Consider the following 22,085-nt stretch of genomic DNA (forward strand, 5'->3'; position numbering starts at 1 on the left):
TGGGTATCGCGGCGGTCAACGGCCCGGCCGCTGTGGTGGTGTCGGGTGTCGTCGAGGCCCTGGCCGAGGTGGAGCGGGTCTGGCGTGAGCGGGGGGTGCGTACGCGCCGGCTGGCGGTGAGCCACGCGTTCCACAGTCCGTTGATGGAGCCGATGCTGGCCGAGTTCCGTACGGTCCTGGACGGGTTGGTGTTCTCCGCGCCGCTGCTGCCGGTCGTGTCGAACGTGACGGGGGCCCTGGCTGGTGACGAGATCCGTACCCCGGAGTACTGGGTGCGGCATGTGCGGGAGGCGGTGCGTTTCGCCGATGGGGTGACGGCGCTGCGCGGGGTGGGTGTGGACACGTTCCTGGAGGTCGGCCCGCAGAGCGTGCTGACTGCGATGGCCGCCGACGTGCTGCCCGGCGACGACGGTGTGCTGGCCGTGGCGGTGCAGCGTCGGGACCGGCCGGAGGCGCAGGCGTTGCTGCACGCCTTGGCGGAGCTGCACGTGCACGGCGTGCCGGTGACCTGGGCGCAGTGGTTCGTCGAAACCGGCGCGCGGCGGGTGGACCTGCCCACGTACGCGTTCCAGCACCAGCGCTACTGGCCCGAGGACACGGCCGAGAAGCGGGCCGCCCCGGACGGCGGCGACGTCGAGTTCTGGACCGCCGTCGAGCGTGGCGACCTGGCCGCCCTCGCCGCCGAACTCGGCGACGACCCCGCCGCCCTGGACACGCTCGGCCCGGCCCTGCCGGTCCTCTCGCGCTGGCGTCGGCACCGGTCCGGGGCCACCACGCTGGACGGGTGGTCGTACCGGATCGGGTGGGAGCCGGTCCGGCCGAACCCGAAGACCAGGCTGTCCGGGCGGTGGCTGATCGTCACCGTCGACAGCGGCGCCGACGCGGGCGTGGCGAAGACCCTCACCCAGGCCGGTGCCCGGGTGGGCACGCTCACGTTGTCGTCCACCCTCGACCGCGCCGACCTGGGCGAGCGGCTGCGCCGGATCAGCGGGGACGGCTGGGCCGGGGTGCTCTGCGTCCTGCCCCGCCAGGACCGGCCCCCGGCGCACACGCCGGTGTTGCCCGCTGGCACGGCCGCCCTGCTCACCCTCGTCCGGGCGCTCACCGACACCGGCCTGGCCGGACGGGTGTGGGCGCTCACTCGGACCGCGATGCCCGTCACGGCCGGCGAACGGGTCGACGACGTCTGGGCGGCCCTGGCCTGGGGCCTGGGCCGGGTCGTCGCCCTCGAACAGCCGGACCGCTGGGGCGGACTGGTCGACCTGCCCGCCCGCGCCGACCGCGGCGCCCGCGCCGGGCTCGTCGCGGTCCTCGCCGACGGCACCCTGGACCAGGTGGCCGTCCGGCGCAGCGGCATCTTCGGCCGGCGGCTGGTGCCGGCCGTGCCGCCCGTGGGTGCGGGTTGGCGGCCTGCCGGGACGGTGCTGGTGACCGGTGGTACGGGTGCGTTGGGTCGGCATGTGGCGCGCTGGTTGCTGGCGAACGGGGCCGGTGAGGTGGTGCTGGCTTCGCGGCGGGGTCCGGGGGCGCCGGGTGCGGCGGGGTTGGTGGCCGAGTTGGGTGCGGTGCGGGTGGTGGCGTGTGACGTCACCGACCGGGTGGCGGTCGAGGCTCTGGTCTCCGGGCTGCCGGAGCTGACCGCCGTCGTGCACACCGCCGGGACGTCCGGCGGCACCACCCCGGCGTACGAGGTGACCGACGGCGAGCTGTCGGACACCCTGGCCGGCAAGGTGCTCGGCGCCCTGCACCTCGACGCCGCCTGCCGGGGTCGCGACCTCGACGCGTTCGTGGTCTTCTCCTCGGTCGCCGGTGTCTGGGGCGGCGGCGGGCAGGCCGGCTATGCGGCCGGCAACGCCCTGCTCGACACCCTCGTCGCCGCCCGCCGGGCGAAGGGCCTGCCCGCCACCGCGCTGGCGTACGGCCCGTGGGCGGAGGACGGCATGGCCGCCGGGGAGACCGCCGACGGCCTGCGCCGCCGCGGGTTCAACCCGCTCGCGCCCGACGCCGCCGTCGCGGCACTCGGCCGCTGGGTGAACGCCCCCGAGGCGGCCCCGGTGATCGTGGACGTCGACTGGTCCCGGTTCGTCACGGCGTTCACCGCCGCACGGCCGAGCCACCTCTTCGACCGGGTCGCCCCCGCCGTCGCCGAGGAGCCGCAGCGGCCGGAGAGCGCCGCCGCCACCGACGGGCTGCGCAACCGGCTCGCCACGCTGCCGGCGACCGGCCAGGAGGCGCTGCTGGTCGACCTCGTCCGCGCGGAGGCGGCGGCCGTGCTCGGCCACCCCACCACCGACCAGGTGCCGGCCGGCCGGGCGTTCCGGGAACTGGGCTTCGACTCCCTCGCCGCCGTGCAACTGCGGGACCGGCTGGGCCGGGTCACCGGCCTGGCCCTGCCGTCGACAGTGGTCTTCGACCACCCGTCGGCGGCGGAACTGGCCCGCTTCCTGCGTACCGAAATCGTCATCGGCGCGGACGGCGGCCCGGTCACCGGCGGCGTGGCCTCTGCCCGGCCGGCGGCCGACGAGCCGATCGCGATCGTCTCCATGGCCTGCCGCTTCCCGGGCGGGGTGTCGTCGCCGCAGGAGCTGTGGCGCCTGCTGGCCGAGGGGGTGGACGCGGTCACGCCGATGCCGACCGACCGGGGCTGGGACCTCGACGGCCTGTTCGACAGCGACCCGGAGCGGATCGGCACCAGCTACACCCGCAGCGGCGGCTTCCTGCACGACGTCGTCGGCTTCGACGCGGCGTTCTTCGGGATCAACCCGCGCGAGGCCCTCGCCATGGACCCGCAGCAGCGGCTGCTGCTGCACACCACCTGGGAGGTCTTCGAACGCGCCGGCATCGACCCGTACCGGGTACGCGGCTCCGCCACCGGCGTCTTCATGGGCACCAACGGGCAGGACTACGCCACGCTGCTGCTGGGCGCCCGCTCGCAGGTGGAGGGCTACCAGGCGACCGGCAACGGCGCGTCGGTGGTCTCGGGCCGCCTGGCGTACTCGTTCGGGCTGCACGGCCCGGCGGTCACCGTCGACACGGCCTGCTCGTCGTCGCTGGTGGCGCTGCACCTGGCCGCGCAGGCGCTGCGTAGCGGCGAGTGCGACCTCGCCCTCGCCGGCGGCGTGACGGTGATGTCGACCCCGGGCGCGTTCCTGGAGTTCTCCCGGCAGCGCGGTCTCGCGGCCGACGGGCGGGTCAAGGCGTTCGCCGAGGCCGCCGACGGCACGGGCTGGGGCGAGGGCGTCGGCGTCCTGCTGCTCCAGCGGCTCTCCGACGCCCAGCGCGACGGCAACCGGATCCTCGCCGTCGTACGGGGAAGCGCCGTCAATCAGGACGGCGCGAGCAACGGCCTCACCGCCCCGAACGGGCCCGCCCAGCAGCGGGTCATCCGGCACGCGCTGGACAACGCCGGCCTCACTCCTGCCGACGTGGACGTCGTCGAGGCGCACGGCACCGGCACCACCCTCGGCGACCCGATCGAGGCGCAGGCACTGCTGGCCACGTACGGCAGGGACCGGACCGCCGAGCGGCCGCTGTGGCTCGGGTCGGTGAAGTCGAACATCGGTCACACCCAGGCCGCGGCGGGCGCGGCGAGCCTGATGAAGATGGTGCTGGCCCTGCAACACGGGGTGCTGCCGAAGACCCTGCACGTCGACGCGCCGACCCCGCACGTCGACTGGTCCTCCGGCACGCTGGCGCTGCTCACCGAGGCACGACCGTGGGCCGCGACGGACGGGCCCCGCCGGGCCGGCGTCTCCTCGTTCGGCATCAGCGGCACCAACGCCCACGTGATCATCGAGGAGGCCCCGGAGCCGGTCGGCGCCGCCGACACCGCAGCGTTCGAAGCGACCGTGGGGCATGGCGAAGCGCGACTCGACCACCGCGCCGTGGCCCTGCCGTGGCCGGTCTCCGCCGCCGATCCGTCCGCGCTGCGCGAGCAGGCCGGGAGGCTGGCTGACCGCGTCGCGATCGGCGACGACCCGCCCGGCCTGGTCGCCTGGGCGCTCGCCGACGGCCGCGCCCACCTCGGCCGGCGGGCCACCGTGATCGCCGCCGACCGGGAGACCCGGCTGGCCGCGCTGCGCGCCCTGGCCGCCGGGGAGGAGCACCCCGCGGTGGTCACCGCCCGGCGACGCGCCGGCGGCCTCGCCGTCCAGTTCTCCGGTCAGGGCGCCCAGCGCCCCGGCGCCGGCCGCCAGTTGTACGACACGTTCCCCGTCTTCGCGGCGGCCCTCGACGAGGTCTGCGCGGCCCTGGACCACCAGCTGCCGCAGCCGCTGAAGCCGGTGCTGTTCGCGGCCGAGGGCAGCACCGAGGCGGCGCTGCTCGACGAGACGGTCTTCACCCAGGCGGGTCTGTTCGCGCTGGAGGTGGCCCTGTTCCGGCTGGTCGAGTCGTTCGGGGTGGTGCCCGGGCACGTCGCCGGGCACTCCATCGGCGAGATCACCGCCGCGCACGTCGCCGGCGTGCTGTCCCTCGCCGACGCCGCCACGCTGGTGGCCGCCCGGGGAAGGCTCATGCAGGCCCTGCCCGCCGGGGGCGGGATGCTCGCCGTCGCCGCCGACGAGGCGGCCGTCGTCGAGTCCCTGGCCGGGCTGGGTGACCGGGTCGGCGTCGCCGCCGTCAACGGCCCCACCGCCGTGGTGCTCGCCGGGGCCGTCGACGCCCTCGACGGGCTGGAGCGGCTCTGGCGGGAACGCGGGGTTCGCACCCGCCGGCTGCGGGTCGGCCACGCGTTCCACAGCCCGCTGATGGAGCCGGTCCTGGCCGAGTTCCGGACCGTCCTCGACGGCCTGGCGTTCGCCGCGCCGCTGCTGCCGATCGTGTCGAACCTGACCGGGCGGCTCGCCGAGCCCGACGAGATCCGTACGCCCGACTACTGGGTGCGCCACGTCCGCGAGGCCGTCCGGTACGCCGACGGGATCGCCGCGCTGCGCGACGCGGGCGTGGACACCTTCCTGGAGCTCGGACCGCAGGCGGTGCTGACGGCGATGGTCGCCGGCCTGCTGCCCGGCGACGAGGACGGCACTGCCGTGGCGGCGCTGCGCGTCGGCGCCGGCGAGCCGGCCGCCCTGCTCGCCGCGCTGGCCGTCGTGGACGGCACCGGGCGGGACGTCGACTGGGCGGCGGTGCTCGCCGCGCTGGCCGGCCCACGCCCGGATCCCCGCCTGCTGCCCGAGCTGCCGACGTACGCGTTCCGTCCGCAGCGCTACTGGCCGACCCTCGACACGTTGCCGACACCGGCCGCCGACCCGGTCGACGACGCGTTCTGGCGGGCCGTCACCGACGGCGACCTGGGCCGCCTCGGCCTCGACCCGGACCAGCCGATGCGCGAGCTGCTGCCGGAACTGGAGTCGTGGCGGCGTCGCCAGCAGCTCGACGGCACCCTGGCCGGTTGGCGGTACCGGGTCACCTGGGAACGCCGGGCGCTGACCGGCGCCGACCCGGGCACGTGGCTGGTGGTGGCTCCGCCGCACCGGGTCACCGACCGGGTGCTCGCCGCCCTCACGGCCGGCGCCGCGGCGGTGCACCTGCTGACCGTCGACCCGGCCACCGTCACCCGCGACGGTCTGGCCGCCGACCTCGACCGGCTCGCCGCCGCGCACCAGCCGACGGCACTGCTGTCCCTGCTGGCGTTGGACGAGGCGCCGCACCCGGAGCAGACCGCACTGCCGACCGGCCTGGCGGCGAACCTGCTGCTGGTGCAGGCGCACGCCGGCCGCTCCGGCCCGGCCGTGCCGCTGTGGCTGGCCACCACCGGCGCCGTCGCGGTCGACGGGGAAGCGGTCGCGCACCCGACGCAGGCCACCACGTGGGGCCTCGGCCTCGTCGCCGCGCTGGAGCACCCCCGGCACGTCGGCGGAGTCGTCGACCTGCCGGCGGGCCCGGCCGAGGCGGCGTACGCGGTCCTGGTCGGGGCGCTAACCAACGTCGACGGCGAGGACCAGCTCGCCGTCCGGGAGGCGGGCGTGCACACCCGGCGGCTGGTCCGCGACACCGGGCTGCCGGCGGCGGGCGACGGCTACCGGCCGAACGGCACCGTCCTGCTCACCGGCGGGACCGGCGCCCTCGCCCGGCACACCATCGACTGGCTGGGCCGCCACGGCGCCGAGGTGCTCCCGCTGGCCGAGCCGGCCACCGGCAAGCTCGGCGACCTGCTGGAGCAGCTCGCCGCCGAGGAACGGTCGGTGACCGCGCTCGTGCACGTCCCGGCCGAGACCGGCTCGGTGCCGCTCGCCGAGCTGACCCTCGCCGGCCTGGCCGCCGACCTGGCCGCCACCGTCGGCGACGTCCCCAGGTACGCCGACGAGCTGGCGCACCGCCCGCTTGACGCGTTCGTGCTGTGCACCTCGACCACGGGGGTGTGGGGAGCGGGCGGACGGGCCGGCCAGTCCGCCGGCGATGCGCTGCTGCACGCGCTCGCCGCGAACCGGCGGCACGGGGGACTGGCGGCCACCGCCGTGGCGTGGGGCCCGTGGAGCGACGACCCCGAGTCGCCCGAGCAGGCGCATCTGCGCCGGCGGGGCCTGCCGGGGTTGCCCCCGGAGCTGGCCCTCGAGGCGTTCGGGCAGGCGCTGCGGGCGGAGGCGGGGCTGATCGTCGCCGACGTGCGCTGGGACCGGTTCGTGCCGACGTTCGCGTCGATGCGGCCGTGCCCGCTGCTGACGGGGGTTCCGGAGGCGGACGCGGCGATGCCCGCCGACGACGAGCGCCAGCCGGCGGACGACGAGGCGGCGACCGCGCTGCGGGAGCGGCTGCGGCCGCTGAGCCCCGCCGAACGCGAAGACGTCCTCGTCGATCTCGTGGGCGGCCTGGCGGCGACCGTGCTCGGCCACGGCCGGGACGCGGGGCTGGAGCCCGACCGGGCGTTCCGCGAGGTCGGGTTCGACTCGATGACGGCCGTGGAGCTGCGCAACCGGCTCCGCGCCGCCACCGGCGTCCAGCTGCCCGCCGCCGTGGTGTTCGACTACCCCACGCCGGCGGCCCTCGCCCGGCACCTGCGCGACCGGCTCGCGGAGGACGGCGCCGCCGCGGCGGCCCCGCTGCTCGCCGAGCTGGAACGGCTCGACGGTGTCTTCGCGGCCGACGCGCCGGACCGGCTGACCCGGCAGAAGCTGCTGGTGCAGCTGCAGGCGTTCGTCGCCCGGTGGGGCGACGACCGTGGTCCCGTCGAGGAGAAATCGGCCACGCACACCCTCGACGACGCCACCGATGCCGAGATCTTCGATTTCATCCACCGCGAGCTGGGTGGCCCCGGCGGCAATTTGCCGAGGATCTAGAAATGGTGTCGTACGACAGTTGTCGACGGTCGTGACACGCTGGGCCGGGCGGGTCCGCGCACCCGCCCGGCCGCATCCCGCGAGGGCGGTGCGCCGCACCGCTCGCGGGGCGGGTCGGCCCAGCCTGCGCCCCCGCCACCTAGGGGCACCCGTAGGGGCACGCTAGGGGTTGTGACCGCCGTCCGGCGACAATTACCTTTCGTCCGGCGCGTAAGACCTGGTGGGGGCTGAAACGCCAATTTGTCTGGCAATTCGTGGTCGGCTGAATGGGTTTGGATCTTCGCGGCTTGTGGCGTCCGTGGACGGTATTGGGTCGCTGTTTCTCTCCGACCCGAAGAGGTGGCGTCAATGGCGACTGAAGATACGCTCCGCGAGTACCTGAAATGGGTGACGGCGGACCTTCACCAGACCCGGAGGAAGCTCGGCGAGCTTGAGGCGGCCAACCGCGAGCCGATCGCCATCGTCGGCATGGCCTGCCGCTTCCCCGGCGGGGTGGCCTCGCCCGAGGAACTGTGGGAACTCGTCGACTCCCGCCGCGACGCCTGCTCCGCGTTCCCCACCGACCGCGGCTGGGACCTGGCGCGGCTGTTCCACCCGGACCCCGACCACCCCGGCACGTCGTACGTGGCCGAGGGCGGCTTCGTCGACTCCGCCACCGAGTTCGACGCCGCGTTCTTCGGCATCTCGCCGCGCGAGGCGCTGGCCATGGACCCCCAGCAGCGGCTGCTGCTGGAGACGTCGTGGGAGGCGTTCGAGCACGCCGGCATCGACCCCTCGACGCTGCGCGGCCACCAGGTCGGGGTGTTCGCCAGCACCACCGGCCAGGACTATGTGGGGCTGCTCCAGCAGCCGCCGCCCGGCACCGAGGGCTACCTCCTCACCGGCACCGCGGCCAGCGTCGTGTCCGGCCGGATCTCGTACGCGCTCGGCATCGAGGGCCCCGCCGTCACCGTCGACACCGCCTGCTCGTCGTCGCTTGTCGCGCTGCACCTGGCCTGCCAGGCGCTGCGGCAGGGCGAGTGCACCCTGGCACTGGCCGGCGGGGCCACCGTCATGTCCACCCCGTCCGCCTTCATCGGCTTCAGCCGCCAGCGCGGCCTGGCCATGGACGGCCGGGTCAAGTCGTTCGCCGCCGCCGCCGACGGCACCGCCTGGGGCGAGGGAGCCGGACTGCTGCTCGTCGAGCGGCTCTCCGACGCCCGCCGCAACGGCCACCCCGTCCTCGCGGTCGTACGCGGCAGCGCGGTCAACCAGGACGGCGCGAGCAACGGGCTGACCGCCCCCAACGGCCCGTCCCAGCAGCGGGTCGTGCTCCAGGCGCTGGCCAGCGCCCGGCTCGCGCCCGAGCAGGTCGACGTGGTGGAGGCGCACGGCACCGGCACCACCCTCGGTGACCCGATCGAGGCGCAGGCGCTGCTGTCGACGTACGGGCAGGGCCGTCCGGCCGGCCGGCCGCTCTGGCTCGGCTCGGTGAAGTCGAACATCGGCCACACCCAGGCCGCCGCCGGCGTGGCCGGCGTGATCAAGATGGTGATGGCGTTGCGGCACGACACCGTGCCCGCCACCCTGCACGTCGACGAGCCGACGCCCAACGTGGACTGGACGGCCGGCGCGGTGTCGCTGGCGACCGAGCCGCAGCCGTGGCCCGCCGGGGAACAGCCCCGCCGCGCGGGCATCTCCTCCTTCGGCATGAGCGGCACCAACGCCCACGTGATCATCGAGGAGGCGCCCGCCGCCGACCCGGCCCCGGCGGACGCCCCGGACGGCCCCGCCGCCGCGACCGACCCGGTCACCGTGCCCGGCACCGCCCCGGTCGACGGTGCCGGCCTCGTGCCGGTGCTGGTCTCCGCCCGCGACGCCGCGTCCCTGACCGCTCAGGCCACCCGCTGGGCCGACTGGCTCGACGAGCGTTCCGAGCTGCGGCTGACCGATGTCGGCTGGTCGTCGGCGAGCACCCGGGCCGGCCTCGAACACCGTGCCGTGCTGCTCGCCGGCGACCGCGCCGACCTGACCGTCGCCCTGCGCGCGCTGGCCGCGGGCGGCGACGCCCCGGGCCTGGTCACCGGTGCGGGCCCGCGCGGCGGCAAGCTCGCGTTCCTCTTCTCCGGCCAGGGCGCGCAGCGCAGCGGCATGGGCCGCGAGCTGGCCGCCGCGTTCCCCGTCTTCGACCGGGCGCTGGCCGAGGTCTGCGCCGAGTTGGAGCGGCACCTGCCCCGCCCGCTCGCCCCGGTGCTCTTCGCGCCCGAGGGCGACGAGGCCGGCGCGCTGCTCAACCAGACCCTCTACACCCAGGCCGGCCTGTTCGCCGTCGAGGTCGCGCTGTTCCGGCTCCTGGAGAGCTGGGGGATCGTCCCGGACGTGCTGCTCGGCCACTCGATCGGCGAGCTCTCCGCCGCGCACGCGGCCGGTGTGCTGTCGCTTCCCGACGCCGCCACACTGGTGGCCGCCAGGGGCCGGCTGATGCAGGCCCTGCCGGCCGGCGGTGCGATGCTGGCCGTCCAGCTCCCCGCCGACGCCGTCCGGGCCGCCCTGGCCGGCGTCGAGGACGCCGTCGCCGTCGCCGCCGTCAACGGGCCCACCGCCGTCGTCGTCTCCGGCGCCGCAGTCGTCGTCGAGGAACTCGAACGCCGCTGGGCCGACCAGGGGGTACGTACCAGGCCGCTGCGGGTCAGCCACGCCTTCCACAGCCCGCTGATGGAACCGATGCTCGCCGAGTTCGCCGCCGTGGTGCGCCGGCTGGAGCTGCACCCGCCGGCGCTGCCGATCGTGTCGAACCGGACCGGCGCCGTCGCCGACGCCGACGAGATCCGCACCGCCGAGTACTGGGTGCGGCACGTGCGGGAGGCGGTCCGCTTCGCCGACGGCGTCGAGCAGCTGCGGGCCCTGGGTGTGCGTACGTTCCTGGAGGTCGGCCCCAGCGGGGTGCTCACCGCGCTGGCCCGCGACGTCCTGGCCGACGACGAGACCGCCGCCGTGGCGCTGCTGCGCCGCGACCGCCCCGAGCCCACGTCGGCGCTGACCGCCCTCGCCGAGCTGCACGTCGGCGGGGTGGAGGTCGCCTGGACGCGGCTGTACGCGGGCGCCGAGACCGCGCGGGTGCCGCTGCCCGGGTACGCTTTCCGCCGCCAGCGCTTCTGGCCCGAGCCGCCGCCCGCCGGCCCCGACACCGCCTCCGCCGACGGCGACGACGAGCTCTGGGCCGCCCTGGAGCAGGCCGACGTCGACACGCTGCGCGGCGAGCTGGGCGACGACGACGAGCAGGTGCGGGCGCTGCTGCCTGCCCTGCCCGTGCTGTCCTCCTGGCGCCGGTCCCGGCGGGAACGCTCCCTCGTGGACGGCTGGTCGTACCAGGTGAGCTGGCAGCCCGTGCCGGTCGGGGACGGCGACGCCCCGGCGGGCCGCTGGCTGGTCGTGCTGCCCGCGCAGGACGCGCCGGCGTGGGCCGACGGCCTGGCCGGGCTCTTCGGCGACGCCGAGCCGCTTGTGCTGCGCGTCGGCGCCGCGGACCTGGACCGCGCGGCGCTCGCCGCCCGGATCCGGGTGCTGACCGGCGGCCGCGGTGTCGACGGCGTGCTCGCCGTCGTCGCCGGCCAGGACCGGCTGCTGCCCGAGCACCCCGGTGTGACCCTCGCCGCCGCCGGCACCCTCGCCCTCGTCCAGGCGATGACCGATTTGGACCTGGTGGCGCCGCTGTGGTGCGTCACCAGCGGCGCGGTGGCGGCGGCCCCGGGCGACCGGGTCACGCACCCGCTGCAGACCGAGGTCTGGGGCCTCGGCCGCGCGGCGGCTGTCGAGCAACCGCACCGCTGGGGCGGCCTGGTCGACCTGCCGGCCACCGTCGACGCCACCACCACCCGGCGGCTCGCCGCCGTGCTGGCCGGCCACGGCGGCGAGGACCAGGTGGCCGTGCGCCCCGGCGGCACCTGGGCCCGGAGGCTCACCCCGGCCCCGCCGCCGACCGACGAGAACCCGGCCGGTGACTGGTGGTCCGGCGCCGTCCTGGTCACCGGCGGCACCGGCGCCCTCGGCGGCCACGTCACCCGCTGGCTGCTCGACCGGGGCGCCGGACGGGTGGTCCTGGCCAGCCGCCGGGGCGCCGCCGCCCCCGCCGTGGCGGACCTGCTCGACCGGTACGGCGCCGACGGGCGGGTCACCGCCGCCACCTGCGACGTCACCGACCGGCGGTCCGTGGCGGACCTGGTCGGCTCGCTGCCCGACCTGACGGCGGTCGTGCACGCCGCCGGCACCGACCAGCTCACCCCGATCACCGACACCACCCTCGACGAGTTCTCCCACGTCGTCGCGGGCAAGGTGCTCGGCGCCCTGCACCTCGACGCCTGCCTCGCCGAGCGTGACCTCGCCGCGTTCGTCATGTTCTCCTCCATCTCCGGCGTGTGGGGCAGCGCCGGGCAGTGCGCGTACGGCGCCGGCAACTCCCTGCTGGACGCCCTGGCGGTCAACCGGCGCGACCGGGGCCGGCCGGCCACCGCCGTGTCCTGGACGGCCTGGGGCGGCGCGCACGGCATGGCCGCCGAGAACGTCGCCACCGAGCAGCTCAACCGGATGGGCCTGCCGCCCGTCGACCCGGAGAAGGCGCTCGTCGCCCTCGACCGGGCGCTGCGGCGGCCCACGCCCTGCGTGACCGTCGCCGACGTCGACTGGAGCCGGTTCCACCCCGCGTTCACGGTGGCCCGGCCCAGCCCGTTCCTCGGCGACCTGCCGCAGGTGCGGGCGCTCGTCGCGCAGGAGGAGGCCGCCGCGCCGACGGACGGGGTCGCGGCGCCGCTGCGCCACCTCGCGGCTCTCCCGGCGGCGGAGCAGGAGCGGGAGCTGCTGCGGCTGGTCAACGAGCAGACCGCGGCGGTGCTGGGCCATGCCACCCCCGACGAGCTGCGCGGGCGCCCGTTCAAGGACCTCGGCTTCGACTCGCTGACCGCCGTGGACTTCCGGGGGCGGCTGAACGCGGCCACCGGCCTGCGGCTGCCCACCACGCTGGTCTTCGACTACCCGACCCCCGCCGAGCTGGCCGCGCACCTGCGCGAGCTGGTCTCCGGCGCCGCCCCGGCCGACGCCCCGCAGGCCGTCGTCGTCGACGCCGACGAGCCCGTCGCGATCGTCGGCATGGCCTGCCGCTACCCCGGGGGCGTCGACGGGCCGGAGGCGTTCTGGCGGCTGGTCGCCGACGGCGTGGACGCCATCTCGCCGTTCCCCACCGACCGGGGCTGGGAGATCCCCGAGCCGGCCGAGGGGACGCACCCGCCGGCGGGCGGCTTCCTCCACGACGTGGCGGACTTCGACCCCGCGTTCTTCGAGATCTCGCCCCGCGAGGCCCTCGCCATGGACCCACAGCAGCGGCTCACCCTGGAGACGTCCTGGGAGGCGCTGGAGCGGGCCGGGGTGGATCCGGCGTCGCTGCGGGGCACCCGTACGGGCGTCTTCGTGGGTGCCTCCACCTCCGGCTACGGCACGGGGCTGACCGAGGTCCCCGAGGGCGTCGAGGGCTATCTGATGACGGGTGCCGCGCACAGCGTCATCTCCGGCCGGGTCGCGTACGCCCTCGGGCTGGAGGGCCCCGCCGTCACCGTCGACACGGCCTGCTCCTCGTCCCTGGTGGCGCTGCACCTCGCCGGCGCGGCGCTGCGGCGCGGCGAGTGCGACCTGGCGCTGGCCGGCGGCGTGGCCGTGATGGCCACCCCGACGGCGTTCCAGGAGTTCTCCCGCCAGGGCGGACTCGCCTCCGACGGGCGGTGCAAGTCCTTCGCCGCGACGGCGGACGGCACCGGCTGGTCCGAGGGCGTCGGCATGCTGCTCGTGCAGCGGCTCTCCGACGCCCGGCGGCAGGGCCGCCGTGTCCTCGCCGTGGTTCGCGGCTCCGCCGTCAACTCCGACGGCGCGTCGAACGGGCTGACCGCCCCCAACGGACCTTCCCAGCAGCGGGTGATCCGGCAGGCGCTGGCCGGCGCCGGGCTGGCGGTCACCGATGTGGACGTCGTCGAGGCGCACGGCACCGGCACCGTCCTCGGTGACCCGATCGAGGCGCAGGCGCTGCTGGCGACGTACGGTCAGGACCGGGGCGACGCCGGCCCGCTGCTGCTGGGCTCGGTCAAGTCGAACATGGGCCACGCGCAGGCCGCCGCCGGTGTGGCCGGCGTGATCAAGATGGTGCTGGCGATGCGGGAGGGCACCGTACCGGCGACGCTGCACGTGGACGAGCCGTCGCCACACATCGACTGGTCGGCCGGCGACGTGGAGCTGGTGACCCGGTCCCGGCCGTGGCCGGCCGCCGACCGGCCCCGCCGCGCGGCGGTCTCCTCGTTCGGCATCTCCGGCACGAACGCCCACGTGGTCGTCGAGCTGCCCGCCGACGCGCCCGCCGACGCCGAGGCGGCCGACGCGCCGATGCCGCCGGCAGCCGCTGCGGCGGGGGAGCGTGCCGCCGGGCTGCTCACCGCCGACGTGGTGGCCTGGCCCGTCTCGGCCCGCTCCACCTCGGCCCTGGCCGCGCAGGCGTCCCGGCTGGCCCGGCACGTGCGCGCGCACCCCGGCCTCGCCCCGGCGGCGGTCGGCTGGTCGCTCGCCGCGACCCGCTCGGCGTTCGACCGGCGTGCCGCCGTGCTCGGCGCGACCTCCGGTGAGCTGCTGGCCGGCCTGGACGCGCTCGCCGCCGGCACCCCGGCCGGCAACGTCGTGACCGGGACCGTCGCCAACCACGGCGCCGGACCGGTGTTCGTCTTTCCGGGCGCCGCCCCGGCGGGCGCGGTGGCCGCACTGGTGGGCCGCTGCCCGGTCTTCGACGACACCCTCGCCGAGTGCCGGCAGGCCCTCGCGCCCTGGGTCGACGTCGATCCGGCCGCACTGCTCACCGGCGCGGACGCTGCCTGGGCCGACCGGCCGGAGCTGGCCCGGCCCGTCCGGTTCGCCGTCGGCGTGGCGCTCGCGGCCGTCTGGCGGCACGCCGGTGTCACCCCCGCCGCTGTCGTCGGCACCGGCGACGGCGAGGTCGTGGCCGCGTACGTGGCGGGCCTGCTGTCCCTGCCCGATGCCGCCCGTACGGTGGCGATGCGGGCCCGTGCCGCCGCCGGCGGCCTGGACCACGACGGCCTCCGCGCCGCCCTGGCGGGGCTCGCGCCGCAGCCCGGGACCGCCCGGCTGGCCTCCACCGTCACCGGGGACTGGGCCGACGCGGCGGGCCTCGGCGCCGACCACTGGACCGACCCGGCCACCCCCGGCGGCGGGGCCGGGGGGCCGGAGCGGCTCGACGCCGCCCTGCGTGCCGCCGTCGCGGCCGGACACCTGACCTTCGTGGCGGTCTCGCCGGAGCCGGCACTGGCTGCCGGGATCGCCGCCGCGCTCGACGCCGCCGGCACTTCCGGACACGTCCTGGACACCCTCGGCGGCTCGGCCGACGCCGCCACCCGGCTGCTGACCGGTCTCGCCACCGCGCACGCCCTCGGCCTGCCGGTGGAGCACCGCCGGCTGCTGCCCGAGTCCGAACCGGTCGACCTGCCCACGTACGCCTTCGACCGGCACCGCTACTGGCTGGAGCGCACCGGCGCGCACCGCTCCGTCCTGCCCGCCGTGGGCCTCGACGTGGTGGACCACCCGCTGCTCAGCGCGGTGGCCGACCTGCCCGGCGACGAGGGCCTGCTGTGCACCGGCCGGATCACCCTCACCACCCACCCCTGGCTCGCCGACCACGCCGTGCTGGGCACGGTGCTGCTGCCCGGGACGGCACTGGTGGAGCTCGCGTCCTGGACCGGCCGGCAGGCCGGCGCGGCGACCGTCGCCGAGCTGAACCTGGAGGCGCCCCTGGCGATCCCCACCGAGGGAGGAATCGACCTGCGGGTACGCGTCGGCCCGCCGGACGAGACCGGGCACCGGCCCGTCGCCATCCACACCCGGCGCGACGACGACACCGCGGCCGACGGTTCCCGGCCCTGGCATCGGCACGCGTCCGGGCAACTCGCCGACACCGTCGACCCGGACCCCGCGCCGGCCGCCGTGTGGCCGCCGGCCGACGCCGAGCCGATCGCCCTCGACGGGCTCTACGCCCGGCTCGCCACCCAGGGCTACCACTACGGCCCCACCTTCCGGGCGCTGCGTGCCGCCTGGCGCTCGGGCCGGGACATTCTCGCCGAGGTCGCCCTGGACGCCGAAACATCCACCGACACCACGGCGTTCTCGGTGCACCCGGCCCTGATGGACGCGGCGCTGCACGCCATCGGCGCCAGCGCCACGGCCGGCGACCCCGCCGACGGCGCGTCGGGCACCGAGGGCGGCCCCGACATCCGCCCGGGCCTGCCGTTCACCTGGTCGGGCGTCACCATCCGGCCCACCCGGGCCCGCGAGCTGCGGATCCGGCTGCGCGCCACCGACGCCGGTTCCGTGGCCCTGACCGTCACCGACACGGGCGCGACCCCGGTCGCCTCCGTCGACGGACTGGTCCTGCGGCCCATCTCCGGCGAGCAGCTCAGCGCCGCCCGCCGCTCCGCCAGCCGGTCCCTGCACCGCCTCGACTGGGTCGCCCCCACCACCGGCCGCGCGGACACCGCCTCCCGGCTGGTCGTTCTCGGCGCCGACTGGCCCGGTGCCGACCGGCACCCGGACCTGTCGACGCTGGTCGCCGACGTGCGCGCCGGTGCCGCCGCGCCCGACGCGGTGGTGGTGACCTGTGCCGGAGCCGCCGCCGACGAGCCGCACCCGGCCGCCCAGGCGCACCGGGTCGCCCACCGGATGCTCGCACTGGCCCAGCAGTGGCTCGCCGAGGAGACCCTGACCGCCGCCCGGCTGGTGGTGGTCACCCGGGGCGCCGTCCGGGTCGACCCGGACGAACGGATCGCCGACGTGCCGGCCGCCACCGCCTGGGGCCTGCTGCGCTCCGCCCAGTCGGAGAACCCCGACCGGATCGTGCTCCTCGACGTCGACGTCGACGCCCCGGCCGCCGCGCTGCTGCCGGCCGCCCTCGCCACGGGCGAACCCCAGCTCGCTGTACGCGCAGGCCAGCTCCGGGTGCCCCGGCTGACCCGTCTCGGGCCGCCCCCGGCCGAGGCGTCCGGCCCCGACCTGGCCGCCGGCACCGTCCTGGTGACCGGGGCGACCGGCCTGCTCGGGCGGCTCGTGGCACGCCGGCTCGTCAGCCGGCACGGCGTACGGCACCTGCTGCTGGTCAGCCGCAGCGGGGCGGACGCCCCGGACGTCGCCGCGCTGGTCGACGAGCTGGCCGGACTGGGCGCCACCGCCCGGGTGGTCGCCTGCGACGTCACCGACCGCGTCGCGCTCGCCCTGCTGGTCGACCAGCTTCCCGCCGACCTGCCACTGACCGGCGTGGTGCACGCCGCCGGGGTGCTCGACGACGGTGTCCTGCCGGCGCTCACCCCGGAGCGCTTCGACACCGTGCTGCGACCCAAGGTCGACGCGGCCTGGCACCTGCACGAGCTGACCGAGAAGCTGGACCTGGCCGCGTTCGTGCTCTTCTCCTCGGCGGCAGGCCTCTTCGGCGGCCCCGGGCAGGCCAACCACGCGGCGGCGAACTGCTTCCTCGACGCCCTCGCCCAGCACCGGCGCGACCGGGGACTCCCGGCGCTCTCGCTGGCCTGGGGGCCGTGGGTGAACGACACCGGCGACGGGCAGACCGGGCACGTCGACGAGGCCCGGATGAACCGGAGCGGCTTCGTGCCGCTCGGCGCCGAGGAGGGCATGGACCTGTTCAGCGAGGCCCTGCGCTTCGCCGAGCCGGTGGTCGTACCGGTCAACCTGGACCTTGCGTTGATCGGCCGGCACGGGCCGGCGGCGGTGCCGCCGGTGCTGCGGTCGCTGGTGCGGCCGGTGGCGACCGGCGCGGCCCGGGCCGCCGACCGGAACCCGGCCGAGGCGCTGCGGGAGACTCTCGCCGCCACGGCGGAGGCCGACCGCGACCAGGTGCTCTCCGACCTGGTGCGGACCCACGCCGCCGCCGTCCTCGGCTACGCGTCGATCCGCTCGATCGACGCCGAGCGCGGCTTCGTCGAGCTGGGCTTCGACTCGCTGACCGCGGTCGAGTTCCGCAACCGGCTCAACGCGGCCACCGGCCTGCGGCTGCCCTCCACGCTGATCTACGACCGGCCGACCACGGCCGCGCTCGTCGAGTACCTGCGCGGCGCGCTGCTGGCGGAGCGCAGCACGTCCGCGCTGACGGTGCTCGGCGAGCTGAACAAGCTGGAGCACGCCATGCGCGCGGTGTCCACCGGCGACACCGACCGGGCCGCCGTCGGCGCCCGGCTGCGCGAACTGCTCTCCCTGTGGACCTACACCGAGTCCGGTGCGGACTCCGCCGCCGACGAGGGCACCAGCCTCGAGTCGGCCTCCGCCGAGGAGATCTTCAGCCTGCTGGACGAAGAGTTCGGCTCGGCCTGATCCGGCATGTCGCACACCTCGAACCCCGATACGGAGTGGCCCGATGCCCACTGAGGCAGAGTTCCTCGACTACCTCCGGCGTGCCACTGCCGACCTGCGCGACGCGCGCCGGCGGGTACGCGAGGTGGAGGCCAAGGACCGCGAGCCGATGGCCGTCATCGGCATGGCGTGCCGGTTCCCGGGCGGGGTGTCCAGCCCGGCCGAGCTGTGGGACCTCGTCGACCGGGGCGGCGACGGGGTGGGCGACTTCCCGACCGACCGGGGCTGGGACCTGGAGCGGCTCTTCAACGTCGACCCGGACAACCCGGGCACGTCGACCAGCAACCAGGGCGGCTTCCTCTACGACGCGCCGCAGTTCGACCCGGGCTTCTTCGGTATCAGCCCTCGCGAGGCCCTGGCGATGGACCCGCACCAGCGGCTGCTGCTGGAGACCTCCTGGGAGGCGTTCGAGCACGCCGGCATCGACCCGCAGGCGCTGCGTGGCAGCCGGACCGGCGTCTTCGCCGGGGTCATGTACCACGACTACGCGTCGCGGGTGCTGGACCTGCCCGACGGCGTCGAGGGCTACATCGGCACCGGTAACTCCGGCAGCGTGGTGTCCGGCCGGGTGGCGTACACCTTCGGGCTGGAGGGCCCGGCCGTCACTGTGGACACGGCATGCTCGTCGTCGCTGGTCGCCGTGCACCTCGCGACGCAGGCGCTGCGCCAGCGGGACTGCGACTTCGCGCTCGCCGGCGGTGTGACGGTCATGTCCACCCCGGGCACCTTCGCCGACTTCTCCCGCCAGCGGGGCCTGGCCTCCGACGGCCGGTGCAAGTCGTTCGCCGCCGCCGCCGACGGCACCGGCTGGTCCGAGGGCGTCGGCGTGCTGCTCCTGCAACGGCTCTCCGACGCCCGCCGCGACGGCCGGCGCATCCTCGCCGTCGTCCGGGGCAGCGCGGTCAACCAGGACGGTGCCAGCAGCGGACTCACCGCCCCCAACGGCCCGTCGCAGGAGCGGGTGATCCGGCAGGCCCTCGCCAACGGCCGGCTCTCGCCGGCCGACGTCGACGTGGTCGAGGCGCACGGTACCGGCACCACCCTCGGCGACCCCATCGAGGCGCAGGCGCTGCTCGCCACGTACGGGCAGGACCGGGGCGACGGCGGGCCGCTCTGGCTGGGCTCGGTCAAGTCGAACCTGGGTCACACCCAGGCCGCCGCGGGCGCCGCCGGCCTGATCAAGATGATCGAGGCGATCCGCCACCGCACCATGCCCGCCACCCTGCACGTCGACGAGCCGTCCCCGCACATCGACTGGTCCGCCGGGCAGGTGTCGCTGCTGACCGAGGCGCGCGCGTGGTCGGCGACCGACCGGCCGCGCCGGGCCGCCGTGTCGTCCTTCGGCATCAGTGGTACGAACGCGCACGTCATCCTGGAGGAGGCGCCCGTCGACGACGCCCCGTCCACCGACGAGGCACCCTCCGCCGTCGACGCGCCGGTCGCGCTTCCGGTCGCCCCGGTGTTCCTCTCCGCCCGTACGCCCGAGGCGCTCGCCGGGCAGGCCGGCCGCTGGGCCGACCACCTCGCCCGCGTCGACGCCCCACGTCCGGTGGACGTCGCGGTCTCCTCGGTCAGCCGCGCGGGGCTCGAACACCGCGCGGTCGTCCTGGCCGGCGACGCGGACGACCTGCTCGCCGGGCTGCGGGCCCTCGCCGCGGGCGAGCCGACCGGCGCCGTCACCACCGGCGTGTCGGCCCCGCGTGGCCGGGTGGCCTTCCTCTTCTCCGGCCAGGGCGCGCAGCGCGCCGGCATGGGTCGCGAGTTGTACGGGGCGTTCCCGGTGTTCGCCGCCGCTCTCGACGAGGTGTGCGGTCACCTGGATCCGTTGTTGCCGCGTCCGTTGCGGGAGGTGCTGTTCGCTGCGGCGGGCACGCCCGGGGCGGGGTTGCTGGATCAGACGGTGTTCACGCAGGCGGGGTTGTTCGCGGTCGAGGTGGCGCTGTTCCGGTTGGTGGAGTCGTTCGGTGTGGTGCCGGACCTGGTGGCCGGGCACTCCATCGGCGAGATCGCGGCGGCGCACGTGGCGGGTGTGCTGTCCCTGGCTGACGGGTGTGCGCTGGTCGCGGCGCGGGGTCGGCTCATGCAGGCGTTGCCGGCCGGCGGCGGCATGCTCGCCGTGGCCGCCGACGAGGCCGCCGTCGCCGCGTCCCTGGCGGGGCTGTCCGGTCAGCTCGACCTGGCCGCTGTCAACGGCCCCGCCGCCGTGGTGGTCGCGGGCGACGTCGAGGCGCTCGACGAGGTGCAGCGGGTGTGGTCCGAGCGGGGTGTGCAGACCCGCCGCCTGCGGGTGAGCCACGCCTTCCACAGCGCCCGGATGGACCCGATGCTGGCCGAGTTCGCGGCCGTCGCCGAGGGACTGACGTTCCGGCCGCCGACGGTCCCCGTGGTGTCGAACCTGACCGGCCGCGTCGCCGACGCCGACCAGCTCTGCGACCCGGGCTACTGGGTGCGCCACGTACGCGGCACCGTTCGCTTCGCCGACGCCGTCGACTGCCTGCGCGACGAGGAGGTCGACACCTACCTGGAGGTGGGACCGAACGGCGTCCTCACCGCCATGACGCAGAACTGCCTCGCCGAGCGCGCGGAGGACGATCCGGTGCCCCTGCTGGTGCCGGTGTCGCGCCACGACCGGCCTGAGCCGCAGGCCCTCCTGGAGGCCCTCGCGTCGCTGCACGTGCACGGCCGCGCCGTCGGCTGGGCGGGCCTGCTCGACCGGGCCGGCGGCCGGTACGTCGACCTGCCCACGTACGCCTTCCAGCACCAGCGCTACTGGCTGGAGCCGGCGGGCCGCTGGGCGGACGTCTCCGGGGCCGGCCTCGGCGCGGCCGGGCACCCGCTGCTCGGCGCGGCGGTCCGCGTGGCGGGCGAGGACATGGTGGTGCTGACCGGTCGTCTCTCCCTCGCCACCCACGCGTGGCTCGCCGACCATGTCGTCTCGGGCACGGTGATCGTGCCGGGCGCTGCTTTGGTGGAGTTGGCGGTGCGGGCGGGTGACGAGGTGGGTGCGTCGCGGGTGCGGGAGTTGACGGTGGCCGCGCCGTTGGTGTTGCCGCGGGTGGGTGGGGTGCGGGTGCAGGTGCGTGTCGGCGCGGCCGACGGGGCCGGTACCCGGGTTGTGGCGGTGCACTCGCAGGCCGAGGGCGACCCGGAGGCCGACTGGGTCCGGCACGCGGAGGGTGTGCTGGAGCGGGCGACGGCCGACGAGCCGGGCGTGGGGGAGTGGCCCCCGGCCGGCGGGTCCGAGCTGGACGTGACGGGCTGGTATCCGACGCTTGCGGAGCACGGCCTGACGTACGGGCCGGTGTTCCAGGGGCTGCGCCGGGTGTGGAGCACCGGCGACGACGTGTACGCCGAGGTGGTGTTGCCGGACGAGGCGGCGACGGAGGCGGCGCGCTTCGGGGTGCACCCGGCGTTGCTGGACGCGGCCCTGCATCCGATCGGGCTGCTGCCCGGTGGCGAGGGTTCGGGTGGGGCGCGGGTGCCGTTCGCGTTCGAGGGTGTGCAGGTGTATGCCTCGGGTGCGCGGGTGCTGCGGGTGCGGTTGACGCGTACGGGTTCGGCGGTGCGTCTGGTCGCGTGCGACGAGTCGGGCGCGGCCGTGGTGTCGGTGGACACCCTCGCCCTTCGCGAACTGACCGGGGTGTCGTCGTCCTCGGACGCGTTGGCCCGGTCGCTGTTCGAGGTCGCCTGGCAGGCCCAGGAGGTCGCCCCGGCCGGGGACTCCTCCGGGTGGGCCCTGGTCGGCTCGCCCGCCGCCGCCGCCGACCTGCCGGCCGTCGCTGAGCTGCCGGTGTACGCCGACGTCGAGGCGGTCGCCGTGGCGTCGGGTGTGGCGCCGCGCCTGTTGCTGGTGCCGGCTGGTGGCCTGCACCGGGCCCTTCACGTCGACACGGAACCTGCTTCGGTCCCCGGTGAGACGCCCGCCGCCGCCGTCGACGATGGCCCCGAGTCGGTGCGTGCGGCGACCACGGCCGTGCTGGCGACGGTGCGGTCCTGGTTGGCGGCGGACGCGCTGGCGGAGTCGCGGTTGGTGGTGGTGACCCAGGGCGCGGTTGCGGTGGGTGCCGATGACCGGATGACGGACCTGGGCGGTGCGGCGGTGTGGGGTTTGCTGCGTTCGGCGCAGTCGGAGCACCCGGGCCGCATCGTCCTGGCGGACGTCGATCGTGACGTGGATGCCGGGACGTTGGCCGTCCTGGCATCGGTGGCCGACGAGCCGTCGACGCACGGCGGTCAGGTCGCGGTGCGTGCGGGTGGGGTGTTCGTGCCGCGTCTGGTGCGTGCGGTGGCGCCCTCGTCGGCGGACGGTGCCGTGGTGGGTGACGGCGCGGTGCTGGTGACGGGTGGTACGGGCGCGCTGGGCGCGCTGGTGGCGGA

General features: G+C 76.3%; 3 protein-coding genes. All 3 read left to right on the forward strand.

Going from position 1 to position 22,085, the window contains the following annotated elements:
• Positions 1-7,277, forward strand: a 7,277-nt coding sequence (locus tag C569_RS0128515; RefSeq protein ID WP_018789127.1) for a type I polyketide synthase, incomplete at its 5' end; no start/stop codon positions are given.
• 339 nt (positions 7,278-7,616) lie between these two features.
• Positions 7,617-17,669, forward strand: coding sequence for a type I polyketide synthase (locus C569_RS0128520; RefSeq protein WP_369754150.1), 10,053 nt, complete (start codon positions 7,617-7,619; stop codon positions 17,667-17,669).
• 43 nt (positions 17,670-17,712) lie between these two features.
• Positions 17,713-22,085 (forward strand): type I polyketide synthase (locus C569_RS0128525; RefSeq protein WP_018789129.1); only part of this gene is annotated, 4,373 nt, incomplete at its 3' end.

The organism is Micromonospora sp. CNB394 (genome assembly GCF_000374985.1).
In the GTDB taxonomy this organism is placed as follows: Bacteria; Actinomycetota; Actinomycetes; order Mycobacteriales; family Micromonosporaceae; genus Micromonospora; species Micromonospora marina.